Raw genomic sequence first — 17854 nt, forward strand, 5'->3', positions numbered from 1 at the left:
CAAGAGATACAGCCTCAGAATGGCTCTCAGTGCGGAGTGTACGCCTTACTTCGCGGGGGAGATGGGGAAGGGCTTTCTGTACATGCGTTGGGAAGATGTAACGGAACGAATAGTTGCCATTTCTTTTGAGTAGGTATGGAAATTTTTGCGGCATTGTTTATGTTTCCAAGCTTTAAGGGTTAGTTGAACCCATTGAAAACACTTGCTTGTAGCCCGGTAGAGTCCTCCTCCATTAACTGGGACATGCACGACGGAGGAATTTTCTCCGGACCGGTGGGTAGCCATGTACACAATCTGCCGTAACTAATTCGGCGTTAGCAACAAAAAAGCCCCGGGACATCCGGGGCTTTTTTAATTGGGGTGCGTGAACACCGTGGATGATTACATTGGGAAGCGAATGACAACCCCGCCCATGGTTTCACCCAGTTCGAAATCTGTGCGCGGGCTGTCTACGTGTTCGTTGTGGCAGCTGACGCAAGCGGGGGATACCGCTACGTCGGGATAAATGGCCGTGAAATACTCCGTATCACCCAGAGTTTCGGTGCCGTAGAAGTTTTTACCGGGATTATCGTTAATAAACTGCAGACCCTGCTGCTCCAGATCGGTACGCGGTTTGTTCTGTTTGTTGATGGCCCACTGGGATAGCAGTGCGTAATTGAAACCGGCTTCCTGCTCAGCAACACGCTCTGCGCCCATCCGCATCATCTGTGCGGGTAGCGGCAGCGCCTTGTTGTCCTTCCAGTGCTCATCGGCTTTGATGACCTGTTCTTCGTTTGCCAGGCGGTTGACGACAAAGTTTGTATAGCTGGCCCTGTCCGCCTCAATCACTGAAAAAATGGCGTCTGCCATTCGCTCAGGTTCGATACCCGACTTTTCTCCACAACCGGCGAGTGCTGCTATTGCAGCAAATATAAAGGCACTCTTTCGCATGATTTCCCCTCCTGATGGGACTACTTGCTGGATGTTTTCTTGGTTATTCGTTCCCGGATCAGTCGAAACGTATCGTGTCGGTTGGTTACCGATTGACTGAAGTTGTTTTCTAGTAGCTGCTCATCCGCCAGCGCGGATACGGAAAATTCAACACCGTGGCAGTTGAGACATACGGGCAACATTTTTTCATTGGGGCGCAGGTTGTGATTCTGATTGTGGTTGATCACAACCCTGTCTCCGTGGGTCTCCCGTGGCATATGACAATTGGCACAGCTCACACCAGTTTCACTGTCGGCTTGCCAGGCTTTAAAGTGTGCCGATGAGCGGTATGCGAGACTGTGCTCATCATTGTGGCAACCAAGGCAAGCTTCGACGGCGGCGTAACGAGTGTCTGTTTCATGCGCGTAGTGGCAGCTGGTGCAGCTCAAGGGTTTGCCTGAGGTTTCCTTCATTGGAATCACGGCTTCTGCGGGCGTCATAGCGCCGGTGATTTTGCGGAATGTCTCTGGTGTTGCCGGCGACAGGCGCAAGCCATGTTTGCCTTGCGTGAAGTTTTCACGCTGATCCACGTGGCAGCTCCCACATAGCTCGACGATTTCAGCACTTGTGAATGTCATTTTCTCATCCACATGGCAACCGCTGCAGTTGGTATCGGTCTGTGCGTGCGTGCTTGTGGCCCACTGCTGGATAATGCCTGCAGACGTGTCTTCTGGGACGCCAGGAAATGTCATATCCGCATCATTTCTGCTCAGGCTATGGCGCTGTGGATTGGCCTGCTTCCAGCGCGCCACCAGGTTGCGTACCGGCAATTGCCCGTTGGCCACCAAGTCAGAGGCCCCGATCCGTGCGGCCAGGAATTCTTCGTGCAGGTAGCGGTTGTCGTGGTAGTTGTGGCAACCAGCGCTGGCACAGCTGTCGAAGGTGAATTCAGCGTGATTCGGGCGGTTTTCAGCAATATCGCTATGACAGTGAACACAAAAATCCGACGCGAGGGTAACCCCCATGTCATGCGTGATTTCGGGTTTGTGCTCTGTATGACAGGCTACGCATTGCCGCGCATCCAATTGTTTCAATAAATTGGCATTTCTGGGATCGAGAAATTTTGTGCGCGGGTGGCTATCGTTCGCATCTTCCAGCTCTTCACTATGGCAGCCAACACAGGCCTGCTGGATGAATGCCTCTCCGGCAAACCCGTCACCGTGGCAAGTAGTACAGGCGAGCTCTAGCTGGTGGTGACCATGCGTAGCTTCTCCGCCAAGAAAGTAAGATTTGTCTGACGCTTCCAGGTTATAGGTAATCAGTCCAGCCGCGCACAGAGTCAGTATCAGGCCATAGTGCCAGAATTTAAATTTGTAATTATTCATCTAGAAGTAATACACGGCGAGGATATGAAAGAAAATGAGTACTGGCAGTGCCCACAATAAAGCGTAATGGATTCTGGACCACCACTTTCGATGCTCGCGAAGTTTCAGATCCGTCCAGTGGTGGTTGCGAGCCATAAAAACACCAACCAGTGAGCCGGTAGAGGTTGCGGCGAGAAAAACCAGCATTAATACAAGGTTGAGGTTTTCGCCCAGACGAAACCCGGTATGTACAATCAGGACAACCAGCGCGGCGCACCCAACAATACTGTGGAAGTAGCGCCAGTGGTCGAGGTGACCGAGACTGCTTTTTTTCCAGCGTTTTCGAAGGCTGAGGCTGGCGGTCAGCAGGCAGAGTACAAGCAGAGTGTAGCCACTCACCTGTTTCCAGAAATTGTCGTACCAGAGGCTTTTGAGATACCAGTTGACCTGCACGCTTGTGCTGGCGTTTGGTGCGGGCAGTAGAACGGCGATGGCAATCAGTACCAGTGACAGTATCGATATCACCAGGATACTGGTCGCGTGTCGCATTACCAGGTTGGGAGCCGGGGTGTCGAGCAGTTCCGCCATGATCGGGCGGCAGCTTCCGCATACGGACCCGGCCTGTGTCTCCATCTCCAGGTCGTGGAGTGAGCGTTTACCATTGCCAATCGCTGTACAAATCTCTCCCTTGCTGACGCCATTGCACTGGCACACCAGATAGCTATCTGGTTGTTGCTTGATGCCCTGCTGCTCCTGGGCTTGCCAGAGAAAACCTTCCTGTTCAAACTGCTTTAACGCCTTTTCTGTAATGCGCTCCTCGTCGGTGATCGCCTTGTCGATCCGAGTGCGTTCATTCCAGGTGCCCACAATACTGGCACCGACAAGCTTGCCGTCCTGGAGGTACAGCTCACGGCACAGGCCTTTAAAGCGATTCTCGTAACGGTATGCGATGGTATCGTTGGACCCGTGAGGCTCTGTATTTCCGAGCAGTGCACAGGGGATATGAGATATTTTGAGCTCAATATCCGTGCGACTGCCCTGGTACGGGATTGCAGTGGCATTCTTTGTGCCGCGGCAAATATGTCGGCTGCATATGTCTGCCTGTTCAAACCCTGGCCGTACCAGCTGGTACACACGCTCGTCGTGTTCCGCGCACTCGCCAATGGCATAGATATCCGGGTCACTGGTCTCCATAAAGGCGGAAACCTGGATGCCACGGCCTGTGTTTAGCCCGCAATCACGCCCCAGGCTGACTTCAGGGCTGATGCCGGTACACAATACAACGGCGTCCACATTGAGCGTCTCTCCACTTGAGAAGAGAACATGTTCAACGGATTCTTCGCCGAAAAATGCTTCTATGTGCACACCTGTTTTCAGCTCGACCTGAAGAGCAGTCAGTGCGGATGTCAGATATTTTTCTGTGGTTTCGCTGAGTTTTCCGCTGAGTAGGCCTGCTCTTGCAAGCAGTATGACCCGGTTTTTTTGAGTCTTCAGGGCCGCTGCCGCTTCCAGTCCCAATGCGCCCGCACCGGCCACCAGAATAGTCTGGCTGCGGTCGCGGAGTTCAGTGAGGTCGCGCGCATTGCGGAGATTGCGGAATGGGATGATACGATCGAGATTAGCGCCCGGAAGATCGGGAACCGTTGGGCGGGAGCCGGTTGCCAGGATCAGCTTTGTGTATGGCTGTGGCGCTCCAGAATCATCGAATACAATCCGCGCTTTTCGATCAATATCGATGATGCGGCGGTTGTGGAACTCTACGAATCGGTCGCTGGACTGCCTGCGCACGGGGTTGGCGAGTTCTTCGAGTGAGAGCTCTCTCGAAAGATACTGGGAGAGCCTAACCCGGTTGTATGGAGGCTCATCTTCGGCCCCAATCAATACGATCTGCGCGTCACTGGTGTATTCCAGTAACTTTTCTGCGCAGCGGACACCAACAGGGCCCGCGCCAATTACTACATAAACGGGATACTCTGCCGCTGTCTGAGAATTCCGGGAATGCAGCGAAAGCTGCTGTTTCTCAATCGCAGTTTCACTCATGCAATCCCCCCGAGTACATCTGTTCATCCGCAGTGCGGATATTCCCTCGAGTCATCATCAAGCCTGTTTTCGTTTTATTCTTATTGTCGAAATTCTTGGGGTCACCCAGAAGTTACTGAGCAAAGTCATTTCGGAGTACAAAACTCCGGCGTACTGATTGCTACTACTCCCCACTTTTTACCAGTAGTAGCCCAGATCACATCAGGAATAGCGATAAAGCGTGTAGAGCTCCCGCTCTTCCAGTGAGACTCTTCTGGTCAATGCCTCGCCAATCTTTTCGTAATCCTGTTTGAAATCCATCAGCATCTGGCCGGTAAATATTTCCCGGGAGTAGCGCTTGCAGAACTGTACTACCGCGTTGGCGATATCATTCATGTCGGTGCGGAAGTCTTTCACTATCTGCAGGGTGTGTGCGTCTTCGTGTAAGGACTGCTCCAGGTACACGTAAAAACTGACATTCTCTTTGATGAGATGCGCCTGAAAAGTGGACTTGAAGGCTTTCAGAAGCTCGGCAATTTTGCGGAAATCCTGCTGTTCATAACCTTCGGACCAGATTCGCTGGTAGATGTTGATCAGGTCTTTGTGATCGCCTTTTAGAGTGTTGATCAATGTCGGGTCGTAGCTGATCGAGCGATCTGGACCGGCGTCTCGGGAGCCTTGCTTGCCGGATGACGCATTGCTGCGAGATTTACCGGAAAAAATGCGGAACATAGTCTGAGCCTTTTATGGGACTTATCTGAATCTTGTTGTAGCGGTTTTACAGATAATACGGGGTAGGAATTTTGCCGCGCCATTGCGGGATTTAAACCATGTTTTTAAAACATAATTCCTTGTTATTGTTATTTTTGGGGATTTTGTCACACTTTTCTTCGGGGGAGAATAGCGCCACAGGAAAATATGACCAGCTATCCACGTCAACTTGAAAAAATGAGGTGAGCACTTCTGGAAAATTGAAGGGGCGTTGTTTTTGGAGGGTGTTTGTTGGTACGGATGTTCTGGTTGGTGGGTCGTTGTGGTCAGGGGTGCCCTCCTGCGGGCAGGGTGTTCGCGCGAAGATCTCTGCGCCAGGTATTCAAAACTCCAGTTGCGTCGATGTGACGGGCCTCCGCGCATAAAAAAACCCGGCAGAAGCCGGGTTTTTTTATATCTGGGATAATCGCTTAGCGATCGTTCACAGAAACATAGTCGCGCGGGGTGTAGCCGGTGTACAGCTGACGCGGACGGCCAATCTTGTACGGATTGGAAATCATCTCGTTCCAGTGCGCGATCCAGCCTGCGGTACGGCCGGTCGCGAAGATCACGGTGAACATATCGGTAGGAATACCGATGGCCTTCATGATGATACCGGAGTAGAAGTCCACGTTCGGGTAGAGTTTCTTCTCAACGAAGTACTCGTCCTCCAGGGCGATCTTTTCCAGTTTCTTGGCGATGCGCAGCAGCGGATCGTTTTCGGCACCCATGGCACCCAGCACTTCGTCGCAGATGCCCTGCATTACGCGGGAGCGCGGGTCGAAGTTTTTGTATACGCGGTGGCCGAAGCCCATCAGGCGGAACGGATCGTTCTTGTCTTTGGCTTTGGCAACATACTCGTCGATACGGCTCTCGTCGCCGATCTCTTCCAGCATGTTCAGAACCGCTTCGTTGGCACCGCCGTGTGCCGGGCCCCACAGGGTGGCAATACCGGAGGAGATACAGGCGAAGGGGTTGGCACCGGAGGAGCCGGCGAGACGCACGGTAGAAGTAGAAGCGTTCTGCTCGTGGTCCGCGTGTAGCAGGAAGATCACGTCCATGGCCTTGGCCACAACCGGGTCGATCTTGCTCGGTTCACAGGGGTTGCCGAACATCATGTGCAGGAAGTTCTCGGAGTAGCTGAGGCTGTTGTCCGGGTACATGAACGGCTGGCCTTTGCTGTGCTTGTAGCACATGGCGGCCAGGGTCGGCATCTTGGCGATCAGGCGATCCGCAGAGATCTTGCGGTGTTCCGGATCGGTGATGTCCAGGGAGTCGTGGTAGAAGGAGGCGAGGGCGCCTACTACACCGCACATCATCGCCATCGGGTGCGCGTCGTAACGGAAACCCTTGAAGAAGTTAACCAGAGACTCATGCACCATGGTGTGGTTCATGATGCTGTTGACGTATTCCTTCTTCTGCTCTGCGTTCGGCAGTTCGCCGTTCATCAGCAGGTAGCAGGTTTCAAGGTAGTCAGATTTTTCTGCCAGTTGCTCGATGGGGTAGCCGCGGTGCAGCAGTACGCCTTTGGCGCCATCGATATAGGTAATCTTGGATTCGCAGGAGGCGGTGGACATAAAGCCCGGGTCGTAGGTAAACAGGCCTTTGCTTGCCAGGCTGCTGACGTCAACAACGTCGGGGCCGGCAGTGCCAGAGTAAACCGGCAGGTCGTAGGGGGCGTCGATACCGTCGACCGTGAGTTGAGCTTTCTTGTCGGACATTGTGGACTCCTAAAAACTATTCTTTCGCCAGCTTTCTTATTTCCACACAAATCACTGAATGAAATTAGTGATTTCACGGCCCGGGTAGGGGCACGCTCCGCGCTCACCTGTGATCACCTTTTTATGAGAAGGCGTTATCCAGGTGGTTTCTGTGCACAGGCAAAACCCGGAAAGTGCCGGATTCTGCGGGTTCGGAGAGCCTTCATTGGCTGTATCCGGACGCGGATATGGGGCTAGCGGGCTTTTGAGCGCGGCCAAACTTAAGTGCCGCGCCTCAAATTGTCAAACCAAATCGAATTGGTTGACCAATTTGCCCGCCGCAGGATCTTCCGCGCGCCGTAAAGGTGGCAGGGATATTGCCTGTCAGGAGAGGGTTTTTGGCGTGTAAATTTGGGCTGGCAACAATCGGGCGGAAAATCGCATTTCATACCTTGGTCTGGTGTGTGGCGCGGTTTGCAACTGATACAAAGCCGACTTCTGAGGCTTTCCGTTCGTTGTGTTTTGAAATTTGAATGCCTATAATCCGCGCGGCTTGCGCCTTGGTAAGGCCACTTTGTACAAGACCTCGACAGGTTGCGCATAAAGTGAACAGCAAGCTCGCCCGGTAAACATAGAACTAACGGGCGCCCCGTCTTTCAGGGCAACAAGGTGTTTTTCCTGTGAACAAGAACAGACCTGTCAATTTAGACATTTCTACTATCAAGCTCCCTGCGCCAGCGTTGGTTTCTATTCTGCATCGGGTCTCCGGTGTGGTGCTCTTCGCTGTGGTCGCACTTCTATTGTGCATGTTGGATTCCAGTCTGGAGTCCGAGCAGGGTTTCCGCAAAGTAGCCGACTTCTTTACAAGTGTGCCGGCCAAACTGGTTTTGTGGGCCTCGCTGGCTGCACTTATATACCACCTGATCGCGGGTGTGCGTCACCTGCTGATGGATATCGGTCTGGGTGAGAGCCTGGAAGGTGGTCGCCGCGGTGCGGTAATCGTGCTCGTGCTTTCAGTCATTCTCATTCTGCTGGCGGGGGTTCTGGTATGGTAAAGGCAGTTACTGGTTTCGGCCGCAGTGGTCTGTACGACTGGTTCATTCAGCGCGTCAGTGCCGTGGTGCTGGTGGCTTACACCCTCTTTATAGTGGGTTTCATTTTTCTCTCCAAAGATTTTGGCTACGCCAGCTGGTCCGCGCTGTTTGAACAGCGCTGGGTACGCGTATTCAGCCTGGTGGCTCTGATCTCCACGATCGCGCATGCCTGGATCGGTCTCTGGTCCGTGGTAACCGACTACCTCACCAACCGCATGATGGGCGGCAAAGCAACTGTTTTGCGCATCCTGGTTGAAGTGCTGCTGGGTGCAGTCGCCGTGTTTTACGCGGTGTGGGGCATTGAAATTCTGTGGGGTGTGTAAGTCATGTCGAATATGCGAACAATAACCTTTGACGGTATCGTAATTGGCGGCGGCGGCGCGGGTATGCGCGCGGCCCTGCAGATGGCCCAGTCCGGTTTCAAGACTGCGGTGATCACCAAAGTATTCCCGACCCGTTCGCACACGGTGTCCGCCCAGGGCGGTATCACCTGTGCGATCGCCAGTGACGATCCCAATGATGATTGGCGCTGGCACATGTACGACACGGTCAAAGGTTCCGACTATATCGGTGACCAGGACGCGATCGAGTACATGTGTTCCGTTGGTCCGGAGGCTGTGTTCGAGCTGGAACACATGGGCCTGCCGTTCTCCCGCACAAAAGAAGGGCGCATCTATCAGCGTCCGTTCGGCGGCCAGTCCAAGGACTATGGCCGTGGTGGCCAGGCGGCGCGTACCTGTGCTGCTGCGGACCGTACTGGTCACGCCCTGCTGCACACCCTTTATCAGAACAACGTCAAGCACAACACCGTATTCCTGAACGAATGGTTCGCGGTAGACCTGGTGAAGAACCAGGATGGTGCGGTTGTCGGTGTTATCGCCATCTGTATTGAAGACGGCGAAGTCGTCTTCATCAAATCCAAGGCCACGGTATTTGCCACTGGCGGTGCGGGTCGTATCTTCGCATCCACCACCAATGCGCATATCAATACCGGTGACGGTGTTGGCATGGCGCTGCGTGCCGGTGTGCCGGTGCAGGATATGGAGATGTGGCAGTTCCACCCCACCGGTATTTACGGTGCGGGGACGCTGGTCACCGAGGGGTGTCGCGGTGAAGGTGGCTACCTGATCAATAAAGACGGTGAGCGTTTCATGGAACGCTATGCACCCAACGCCAAAGACCTGGCTGGCCGCGATGTGGTTGCGCGTTCCATGGTTCTGGAGATTCTCGATGGCCGCGGCGCGGGTGAGAATGGCGATCACGTCTACCTGAAGCTGGATCACCTGGGTGAAGAGCTGCTACACAGCCGTCTGCCGGGTATCTGTGAGCTGGCCAAGACCTTTGCCCACGTGGACCCGGTCCACACTCCAATCCCGGTTGTTCCGACCTGTCACTATATGATGGGTGGTATTCCTACCAATGTGCACGGTCAGGCCCTGACTCAGGACGCCTCCGGCAATGATCAGGTCATTGACGGCCTGTACGCTTGTGGTGAGGTTGCCTGTGTATCTGTACACGGCGCCAACCGTCTCGGCGGTAACTCACTGCTGGACCTGGTGGTGTTCGGGCGCGCATCTGGCCTGTTTATTGAAAAGGCCCTGCGTGAAGGTGTTGAGAACCGCGAAGCGTCGGAATCCGATATCGAAGCGGCCATGTCTCGCCTGAATCGTATCGAGACCACCAATGATGGTGAAGGTGCAGCCGGGCTGCGTACTGAACTGCAGAACGTTATGCAGAACCACTTTGGTGTATTCCGTCGCGGCGACTATATGGCCGAAGGCGTGAAAAAGCTGGAAAGCCTGCGCGAGCGCATTAGCAATGTCCGCCTGGATGACAAGTCCAAAGCGTTCAACACCGCGCGTATCGAAGCACTGGAATTGCAGAACCTGCTGGAAGTTGCCGAAGCCACGGCCATTGCCGCAGAAGTCCGCACTGAGAGTCGCGGCGCTCACGCCCGCGAAGACTATCAGGAGCGTGACGACGAAAACTGGCTGTGCCACTCCATGTACTTCCCGGCTGAAAAGCGTGTCGGCAAGCGTGCGGTTAACTTCGCACCGAAAACCGTCGACACCTTCGAGCCGAAAGCGCGTACTTACTAATTCGGGAGCGGAAGCAACATGTTGAAAGTAAGCATCTACCGTTACAACCCGGAATCTGATTCTGCGCCGTATATGCAGGATTACGAACTGGATATCCAGGGCAAGGACCTGATGGTGCTGGATGTACTGGAGCTGTTGAAGGCTCAGGATTCCAGCCTCTCGTTCCGCCGCTCCTGCCGTGAAGGCGTCTGCGGCTCAGACGGTATGAATATTTCCGGTAAGAACGGTCTTGCCTGTATCATGCCGATCTCTGAAGCGGCGCCGAAAGGCAAGCTGGTACTGCGTCCGCTGCCCGGACTGCCGGTCATTCGTGACCTGGTGGTGGATATGGAGCAGTTCTACGACCAGTACAAGAAAATTGAACCGTATCTGCAGAACAGCACGCCGGCTCCGGCCATCGAGCGCCTGCAGTCTCCGGAAGAGCGCGAAAAACTGGATGGCCTGTACGAGTGTATTCTCTGCGCCTGCTGTTCCACGTCTTGCCCGTCCTTCTGGTGGAACCCAGACAAGTTCATCGGCCCGGCCGGCCTGCTGCAAGCGTATCGCTTCCTGGCAGACAGCCGCGATACCGCCACCGATGAGCGCCTGAGCAATCTGGATGATCCGTTCAGCGTGTTCCGCTGCCACGGTATTCAGAACTGTGTGAACGTTTGTCCGAAAGGTTTGAATCCTACGCGGGCAATCGGCCATATCCGCAATATGCTGATAACCCGCGCCGTGTAGGGGAAGATCCCAACAGGGAGCGGCGGGTTCCCATCAAAAATAATCACAATTAAGTCGACAGCAGCGCAGGTGTCAGGCTTATCCGAAAAAGGGGAGGTGTCTTTTTAGCACCTCCCCTTTTGTGAGTGAAATGACAGGAAAGAGCGGCGCAAGATCAAGGGTGTGCGCCGTCAATTGAGGTAGGCATTAATGCACGAAAGCACTATGGAGGCGCTCTGGCGGACTTCACATATCTCTGGTGGCAACGCCGGGTACGTGGAAGATCTGTACGAGACCTATCTGCACGACCCCAGTGGTGTACCGGAAGAATGGCGCAGCTACTTTGACAGCCTGCCGCGGGTAAATGGCGGCGATGTCTCCCATGCCGCCATTCGCCAGCACTTCGAGCTGTTGGCGAAGAACCGTACCCGCCCTCTCTCCGCCCCCGGCGCCGGCTCTGTGAATGTAGAGCACGAGCGCAAGCAGATCAAAGTTCTGCAGCTGATCAATTCCTACCGCCACCGCGGACACAAAAAAGCCACGCTGGACCCGCTGGGTATCATGGCCCGTGAGCAGGTGCCTGATCTGCAGCTGAACTATCACGGCCTGACCGAAGGTGACTTCGACACCACCTTTCAGACCGGCGACCTGTTTTTCGGCAACGGCGAAGCGACCCTGCGCGAAATCGTAGAAGGCCTGGAAAACACCTACTGCCGCAATCTGGGTGCAGAGATCATGCACCTGTCCAACCTGGACGAGCAGCACTGGTTCCAGCAGCGCCTGGAGCGCAGCCAGTCCAAGCCCAATTTCGGCAACGAAGTTCGCACTGAAATTCTGCAGCGCCTGTCCGCCGCTGAAGGCCTGGAGCGCCACCTGGATTCCAAATATCCGGGTACCAAGCGTTTTGGCGTGGAAGGTGGTGAGAGCCTGATCCCACTGATGGATGCGCTGATCCGTCGCTCCGGCACCTATGCGGTCAAAGAAATTGTGATCGGTATGGCGCACCGCGGCCGCCTGAACACCCTGGTCAATATTCTGGGTAAAAATCCGGCCGACCTGTTCGAAGAGTTCGAGGGTAAGAAAACTCTCGATACTTCCGGTGATGTGAAATACCACCAGGGCTTCTCTTCCAACGTGATGACGCCCGGCGGTGAAGTGCATCTGGCACTGGCCTTCAACCCCTCGCACCTGGAAATCTGTGCGCCGGTAGTGGTGGGCTCCGTGCGCGCCCGTCAGGACCGCCGAGGCGATAGCACCGGCGAGAAGGTAATGCCGATCAATATCCACGGCGACGCGGCCTTTGCCGGCCAGGGCGTGGTGCAGGAAACCCTGCAGATGTCCCAGACCCGCGGCTACTACACCGGTGGCTCCATTCACCTGGTGCTGAACAACCAGGTGGGTTTCACTACCAGCAAGCGCGAAGATGCCCGCTCTACCGAATACTGCACCGACGTGGCGAAGATGATCGACGCCCCGGTTCTGCATGTAAACGGCGACGACCCCGAAGCGGTTGTACTCGCGGGCCTGCTGGCGGTGGATTACCGCTATGAGTTCAAGAAAGACATCGTCATCGACCTGGTGTGTTACCGCCGTCGCGGTCACAACGAGACCGATGATCCGTCCGGTACCCAGCCACTGATGTACCAGACCATCCGTAAGCACAAAACCACCCGTACCCTGTACGCTGATCGTCTGATCGCTGAAGGTGTGGTGAGCAAGACCGAGGCCGACAAGCTGGCCAACGACTACCGCGACAAATTGGATCGCGGTGAAGACGTGGCCACCGGTCTGGTGAAGAAGCCCGACGAATCCATGTTTGTGGACTGGCGCCCTTATCTGAACCACGAGTGGACCGCCGAGGGCGACACCAGCTTCCCCATGAAGAAGCTGAAAGATGTTGCTACCCGCATGACCACCGTGCCCGATGGTGTGGTGCTGCAGCGTCAGGTGTCTAAAATTTACGACGATCGTCGCAAGATGGCCGGCGGCGGCTTACCCCTGAACTGGGGCATGGCAGAAACCCTGGCCTACGGTACTTTGCTGGAAGAGGGCTTTATGGTCCGCTTTACCGGCGAAGACGTTGGCCGCGGTACCTTCTCGCACCGCCACGCGGTTCTGCACAGCCAGAAAGATGGCCAGAGTTATGTGCCCCTGCAGCACATGTTCGAAGGCCAGCCGGCGTTTGATATATACGACTCACTGCTGTCTGAAGAAGCTGTGCTGGCGTTCGAATACGGCTACGCCACGACCACGCCGAAATCCCTGGTGGTTTGGGAAGCCCAGTTTGGCGACTTCGCCAATGGCGCCCAGGTGGTGATCGACCAGTTCATCACTTCCGGCGAGCACAAGTGGGGCCGTATGTGTGGCCTGGTGATGTTGTTGCCACACGGCTACGAAGGCCAGGGCCCGGAGCACTCCTCCGCGCGTCTCGAGCGTTTCATGCAGCTGTGTGCCGAGCACAACATCCAGGTGTGTAATGCCACCACACCGGCACAGATCTTCCACCTGCTGCGCCGTCAGGCGGTTCGCCCCATGCGTCGTCCGCTGGTGATCATGAGCCCGAAATGGATTCTGCGTCACAAGCTGGCTACCTCCAGCCTGGACGAGCTGGCCAAGGGCACATTCCACAATGTGATTCAGGACGACGGTGTTGACCCCGCCAAGGTGAAGCGCTTGATCCTCTGTTCCGGCAAGGTCTACTACCATCTGCTGGAAGCGCGTATGGAGCGCGAGCAGGACGACGTGGCCCTGGTACGCATCGAACAGTTGTATCCGTTCCCGGATGACGAGTTCCTGGCTGCGGTTTCCGCATTCAAGAATGTGAAGAGCGTGGCCTGGTGTCAGGAAGAGCCCATGAACCAGGGCGCCTGGTACTCCAGCCAGCATCACCTGCGTCGTCTGCTGAATGAAGCACACCCCAAGTTGGATCTGGAATATGTCGGTCGCGCAGCTTCTGCTGCACCTGCGGCGGGCTATATGGCCACCCACTTGGAAGAACAGAATACGTTCATCAATGAGGCGCTGACTGTCAAATAAGGCAGCAGTACACAACGAAGAGCAATCTCAGGAAACAGGAAAAATGACCATCGAGATTAAAGCGCCAACTTTCCCGGAATCTGTTCAGGATGGCACTATCGCCACCTGGCACAAACAACCGGGTGAAGCCGTGTCCCGCGATGAACTGATCGTGGATATTGAAACCGACAAAGTGGTGCTGGAAGTCGTTGCACCCGCTGACGGCGCCATTAGTGAAATTATTAAAGGGGAGGGTGAAACCATTCTCTCCAACGAAGTCATTGCCAAGTTTGAAGAAGGTGCCGGCGGTAGCGCGGGCGACTCTTCTGACGCAGCACCGGCCGCGGAAGAAAAAGCCGAAGCGCCTGCTGCCGGCGGTGAGAAGATCGCCATGCCATCTGCCAAAAAAATGGCGGCAGAAAAAGGTGTAGACCTGGCCGGTGTTGAAGGTTCTGGTAAAGGCGGTCGCGTTCTGAAAGAAGACGTGATGAAAGCCGGCTCCGCGCCAGCCGCAGCGGCGGCACCAGGCGCAGCCGCAGAAGTTGCGGTTGCGCCGGGTGAGCGCGTTGAAAAGCGTGTACCCATGACCCGCATGCGCAAGCGCATCGCCGAGCGTCTGCTCGATGCGTCTCAGTCCACCGCCATGCTCACTACCTTCAACGAAGTGAACATGAAGCCGGTCATGGACCTGCGTAAGAACTACAAAGACCTGTTCGAGAAAACCCACAACGGTACCCGCCTGGGCTTTATGGGCTTCTTCGTGAAAGCGGCGGTAGAAGCGCTGAAGCGTTACTCCGCGGTAAACGCTTCCATCGACGGTAACGATATCGTGTATCACGGGTATCAGGACATCGGTGTGGCGGTTTCCTCGCCGAAAGGCCTGGTTGTACCGATTCTGCGTAATGCGGAAAACATGGGCCTGGCAGATCTGGAAAACAATATCCGCGACCTGGGTCTGCGTGCCCGCGACGGAAAATTGTCGATCGATGAGATGACCGGCGGCACCTTCACCATCACCAACGGTGGTGTGTTTGGCTCCCTGTTGTCCACGCCGATCCTGAATCCGCCGCAAACGGCCATTCTGGGTATGCACAAGATTCAGGAACGCCCGATGGCGGTCGACGGCAAGGTGGAAATCCTGCCGATGATGTACCTGGCGCTGTCTTACGATCACCGCCTGATCGACGGTAAGGAAGCGGTTGGCTTCCTGGTGGCGATCAAAGAAATGATCGAAGATCCTGCACGTATCCTGTTGGAAGTGTAAGCAGAGTAATTTGGAGATCAGGTGGCCGCTTAGCGCGGTTGCCTGAACAAATGAGCCAGCCGTTCGCGCTGGCATCAACGGCAGCAAGACCGTCTCAGGGAATGCCGGGAAGATCCCCGGTTATGCGGATAAGAATTCGCATACGTTGAATCCACTCAAATTTGGAACAGACCATGTCAGAAAAATTTGACGTAATCGTAATCGGCTCCGGCCCCGGTGGTTATGTGGCCGCAATTCGTGCAGCGCAGCTGGGTCTGAAAACTGCCTGCGTTGAAAAATGGGTAAGTAAAGAAGGCAAGACCGTGAATGGCGGTACCTGCCTGAACGTGGGCTGTATCCCATCCAAGGCGCTGCTGGATAGCTCCTGGAAATACCACGAAGCAAAAGACTCTCTCGACGTACACGGCATCGATACCGGCAAGGTAAAGATCGACGTGAAAAAAATGATCGAGCGCAAAGACGGCGTTGTGAAGCAGATGTCCGGCGGTATTTCCGGCCTGTTCATGGCGAACAAAGTCACCTCTATTCAGGGTACCGGCAAGCTGCTCTCTGGTAAGAAAGTGGAAGTTACCGACAAAGATGGTAAAACCGCGACTTATGAAGCAGATAATGTGATCCTGGCCTCTGGCTCCGTACCGGTAAACATTCCGCCGGCGCCCGTTGACAACAAGGTCATCGTTGATTCCACCGGTGCGCTGGAGTTCTCCGAAGTGCCCAAGCGCCTCGGCGTGATTGGTGCTGGTGTGATCGGCCTTGAGCTGGGTTCCGTCTGGAATCGCCTGGGCTCTGACGTTGTGGTTCTGGAAGCGCTGGATAGCTTCCTCGCCGTGATGGATCAGCAAATCGCTAAAGAATCCCAGAAAATCCTGAAGAAACAGGGCCTCGACATTCGCCTGTCCTGCCGCGTGACCGGCAGCGAAGTAAAAGGCAAAGAAGTTGTCGTTACCTATCAGGACAAAGACGGTAAAGAGCATCAGGAAACCTTCGACAAGCTGATCGTCAGTGTGGGCCGTCGCCCGTACACAGAAGGCCTGCTGTCTGAAGATGCCGGTGTAAAGCTGGACGAGCGTGGCTTCATCTACGTCAACGACCTGTGCATGACTTCTGCACCGGGCGTCTGGGCGATCGGTGACGTGGTGCGCGGCCCGATGCTGGCCCACAAAGCGTCTGAAGAAGGCGTAGTGGTTGCCGAGCGTATCGCTGGCCAGAAGCCGATGATGAACTACGACGTGATCCCGAACGTCATCTACACCCACCCGGAAATTGCTTCCGTTGGCCGCACCGAAGAGCAGGTGAAGGCTGATGGGGAGCCCTACAATGTAGGCGTTTTCCCGTTCCTGGCCGTTGGCCGTGCGGTAGCGGCGAACGAATCCGGCGGTATGGTGAAAATGATCGCCCACGCCGAAACCGATCGTGTACTGGGTGCCCACATCGTTGGCCCAAGCGCCTCCGATCTGGTGCAGCAGGTAGCGATCGCGATGGAATTCGGTTCCAGCGCAGAAGATATCGGTATGACTGTATTCGGTCACCCGACCTTCTCGGAAGCAGTCAAGGAAGCGGCTCTTGCCGTTAACGGTCACGCCATCCATATGGCGAACCGTAAGAAGCGCAAGTAAGCGACTCGCAATGTCGGGGCGAAGCCATAAGGTTTTCGCCCCGCTTTCATTTCAGAAGCCTGATTTGTAACGACGCATTGTCAGGCTTTTGTATAAAGGTGCAGAGTAATCTGCAATTGGTAAACACATTTCAAATGTGAATTGGTATTGACTATGAACTTGCATGAGTATCAGGGCAAACAACTGTTTGCAGCATACGGATTGCCGGTTTCCAAAGGCATCGCAGCGGAAACCCCGGCAGCAGCAGCAGCGGCAGCAGACGAAATCGGCGGAGACAAGTGGGTTGTTAAGGCCCAGGTACACGCTGGCGGCCGCGGTAAAGCGGGCGGCGTTAAGCTGGTAGACTCCAAAGCGGAAATTGAAGAATTCGCGAAAAAGTGGCTGGGTAACAACCTGGTAACTTATCAGACAGACGAAAACGGCCAGCCGGTTTCCCGCATCCTGGTAGAAACCTGCACCGACATCGACCAGGAACTGTACCTGGGCGCGGTTGTTGACCGTTCTACCCGTCGCATCGTTTTCATGGCCTCCACCGAAGGCGGTGTTGAGATCGAGAAAGTTGCGGAAGAGACTCCGGAAAAAATTCTGAAAGCCACCGTTGATCCGCTGGTAGGCGCACAGCCTTACCAGGGCCGCGAGCTGGCGTTCAAACTGGGCCTCGAAGGCGATCAGATCAAGCAGTTCACCAAGATCTTCCTGGGTCTGGCGAAAATGTTTGAAGAAAAAGATCTGGCCCTGCTGGAAATCAACCCGCTGGTAATCACTCCAGAGAAGAACCTGCACTGCCTGGACGCCAAGATCGTGATCGACAGCAACGCGCTGTACCGTCACCCAGACCTGCGTGAAATGCACGACCCGTCTCAGGAAGACGAGCGCGAAGCACACGCAGCCAAGTGGGACCTTAACTACGTAGCGCTGGATGGCAACATCGGCTGCATGGTAAATGGCGCTGGCCTGGCCATGGGTACTATGGACATCGTCAATCTGCACGGCGGCAGCCCGGCCAACTTCCTGGACGTTGGTGGCGGCGCAACCAAAGAGCGTGTTGTTGAAGCGTTCAAAATCATCCTGTCCGACGAAAACGTCAAAGCCGTTCTGATCAACATCTTCGGTGGTATCGTGCGCTGTGACATGATCGCTGAAGGCGTCATCGGCGCAGTAAAAGAAGTCGGCGTAAAAGTGCCGGTTGTAGTGCGTCTGGAAGGTAACAATGCAGAGCTGGGTACCAAGGTTCTGAGCGAAAGCGGCCTGAACATCATCGCTGCAACCAGCCTGACCGATGCTGCAGAGCAAGTGGTTAAAGCTGCGGAGGGTAAATAATC

The 17854-nt window shown here is 55.1% G+C and carries 13 protein-coding genes and 1 pseudogene; 8 read left to right on the forward strand and 6 right to left on the reverse strand.

Translation table 11 applies throughout. From position 1 onward, the window contains the following. Nucleotide 1 precedes the first annotated feature (1 nt). The 6 genes and pseudogenes from Q1A74_RS18440 to gltA all read right to left on the reverse strand — a co-directional run. Nucleotides 2-154: pseudogene (locus Q1A74_RS18440) on the reverse strand (DUF6538 domain-containing protein); the annotation flags it as partial. Nucleotides 155-381: 227 nt separating this feature from the next. Beyond that, complete coding sequence (locus Q1A74_RS16910; RefSeq protein ID WP_299599083.1) at nucleotides 382-930, reverse strand: DUF3365 domain-containing protein; 549 nt, start codon at nucleotides 928-930, stop codon at nucleotides 382-384. 20 nt (nucleotides 931-950) lie between these two features. Continuing rightward, on the reverse strand, nucleotides 951-2294 hold the full coding sequence (locus Q1A74_RS16915; protein WP_299599086.1) for a cytochrome c3 family protein: 1344 nt from the start codon (nucleotides 2292-2294) through the stop codon (nucleotides 951-953). Further along, a complete protein-coding gene (locus Q1A74_RS16920) occupies nucleotides 2295-4313 on the reverse strand; it encodes an FAD-dependent oxidoreductase (protein ID WP_299599089.1) in 2019 nt (672 codons plus the stop codon). It abuts the gene before it with no gap. Nucleotides 4314-4514: 201 nt separating this feature from the next. Then, a complete protein-coding gene (locus tag Q1A74_RS16925; RefSeq protein WP_299599091.1) occupies nucleotides 4515-5024 on the reverse strand; it encodes a hemerythrin domain-containing protein in 510 nt (169 codons plus the stop codon). Between the two features lie 449 nt (nucleotides 5025-5473). After that, entirely contained in the window at nucleotides 5474-6763 is a 1290-nt protein-coding gene (gltA, locus tag Q1A74_RS16930) for a citrate synthase (RefSeq protein WP_299599094.1), read from the reverse strand. A gap of 659 nt (nucleotides 6764-7422) precedes the next feature. On the opposite strand from gltA, the gene sdhC reads away from it, so the two are divergent. The 8 genes from sdhC to sucC all read left to right on the forward strand — a co-directional run bounded on the left by sdhC (nucleotide 7423) and on the right by sucC (nucleotide 17852). After that, nucleotides 7423-7797 (forward strand): succinate dehydrogenase, cytochrome b556 subunit, encoded by a 375-nt coding sequence (gene sdhC, locus Q1A74_RS16935; protein ID WP_299599097.1) that lies wholly within the window; start codon nucleotides 7423-7425, stop codon nucleotides 7795-7797. Beyond that, the gene (gene sdhD, locus Q1A74_RS16940) at nucleotides 7791-8159 is read left to right on the forward strand and encodes a succinate dehydrogenase, hydrophobic membrane anchor protein (protein ID WP_105101608.1); all 369 of its coding nucleotides are present in this window, start codon (nucleotides 7791-7793) and stop codon (nucleotides 8157-8159) included. The genes sdhC and sdhD overlap by 7 nt, the downstream gene beginning before the upstream one ends. Before the next feature lie 3 nt (nucleotides 8160-8162). Next, a complete protein-coding gene (sdhA, locus tag Q1A74_RS16945) occupies nucleotides 8163-9935 on the forward strand; it encodes a succinate dehydrogenase flavoprotein subunit (protein ID WP_299599111.1) in 1773 nt (590 codons plus the stop codon). Between the two features lie 18 nt (nucleotides 9936-9953). Next, nucleotides 9954-10658 (forward strand): succinate dehydrogenase iron-sulfur subunit, encoded by a 705-nt coding sequence (locus Q1A74_RS16950; protein ID WP_299599114.1) that lies wholly within the window; start codon nucleotides 9954-9956, stop codon nucleotides 10656-10658. Nucleotides 10659-10847: 189 nt separating this feature from the next. Next, entirely contained in the window at nucleotides 10848-13673 is a 2826-nt protein-coding gene (locus tag Q1A74_RS16955; protein ID WP_299599117.1) for a 2-oxoglutarate dehydrogenase E1 component, read from the forward strand. 43 nt (nucleotides 13674-13716) lie between these two features. Further along, complete coding sequence (gene odhB, locus Q1A74_RS16960; RefSeq protein WP_299599120.1) at nucleotides 13717-14916, forward strand: 2-oxoglutarate dehydrogenase complex dihydrolipoyllysine-residue succinyltransferase; 1200 nt, start codon at nucleotides 13717-13719, stop codon at nucleotides 14914-14916. Nucleotides 14917-15089: 173 nt separating this feature from the next. Beyond that, complete coding sequence (gene lpdA / locus Q1A74_RS16965; RefSeq protein WP_299599122.1) at nucleotides 15090-16532, forward strand: dihydrolipoyl dehydrogenase; 1443 nt, start codon at nucleotides 15090-15092, stop codon at nucleotides 16530-16532. A 153-nt stretch (nucleotides 16533-16685) separates the two neighbouring features. After that, nucleotides 16686-17852 (forward strand): ADP-forming succinate--CoA ligase subunit beta, encoded by a 1167-nt coding sequence (gene sucC, locus Q1A74_RS16970; protein WP_299599125.1) that lies wholly within the window; start codon nucleotides 16686-16688, stop codon nucleotides 17850-17852. Nucleotides 17853-17854: the final 2 nt, after the last annotated feature.

It is taken from the genome of uncultured Microbulbifer sp., assembly GCF_947504145.1.
Lineage (GTDB): Bacteria > Pseudomonadota > Gammaproteobacteria > Pseudomonadales > Cellvibrionaceae > Microbulbifer.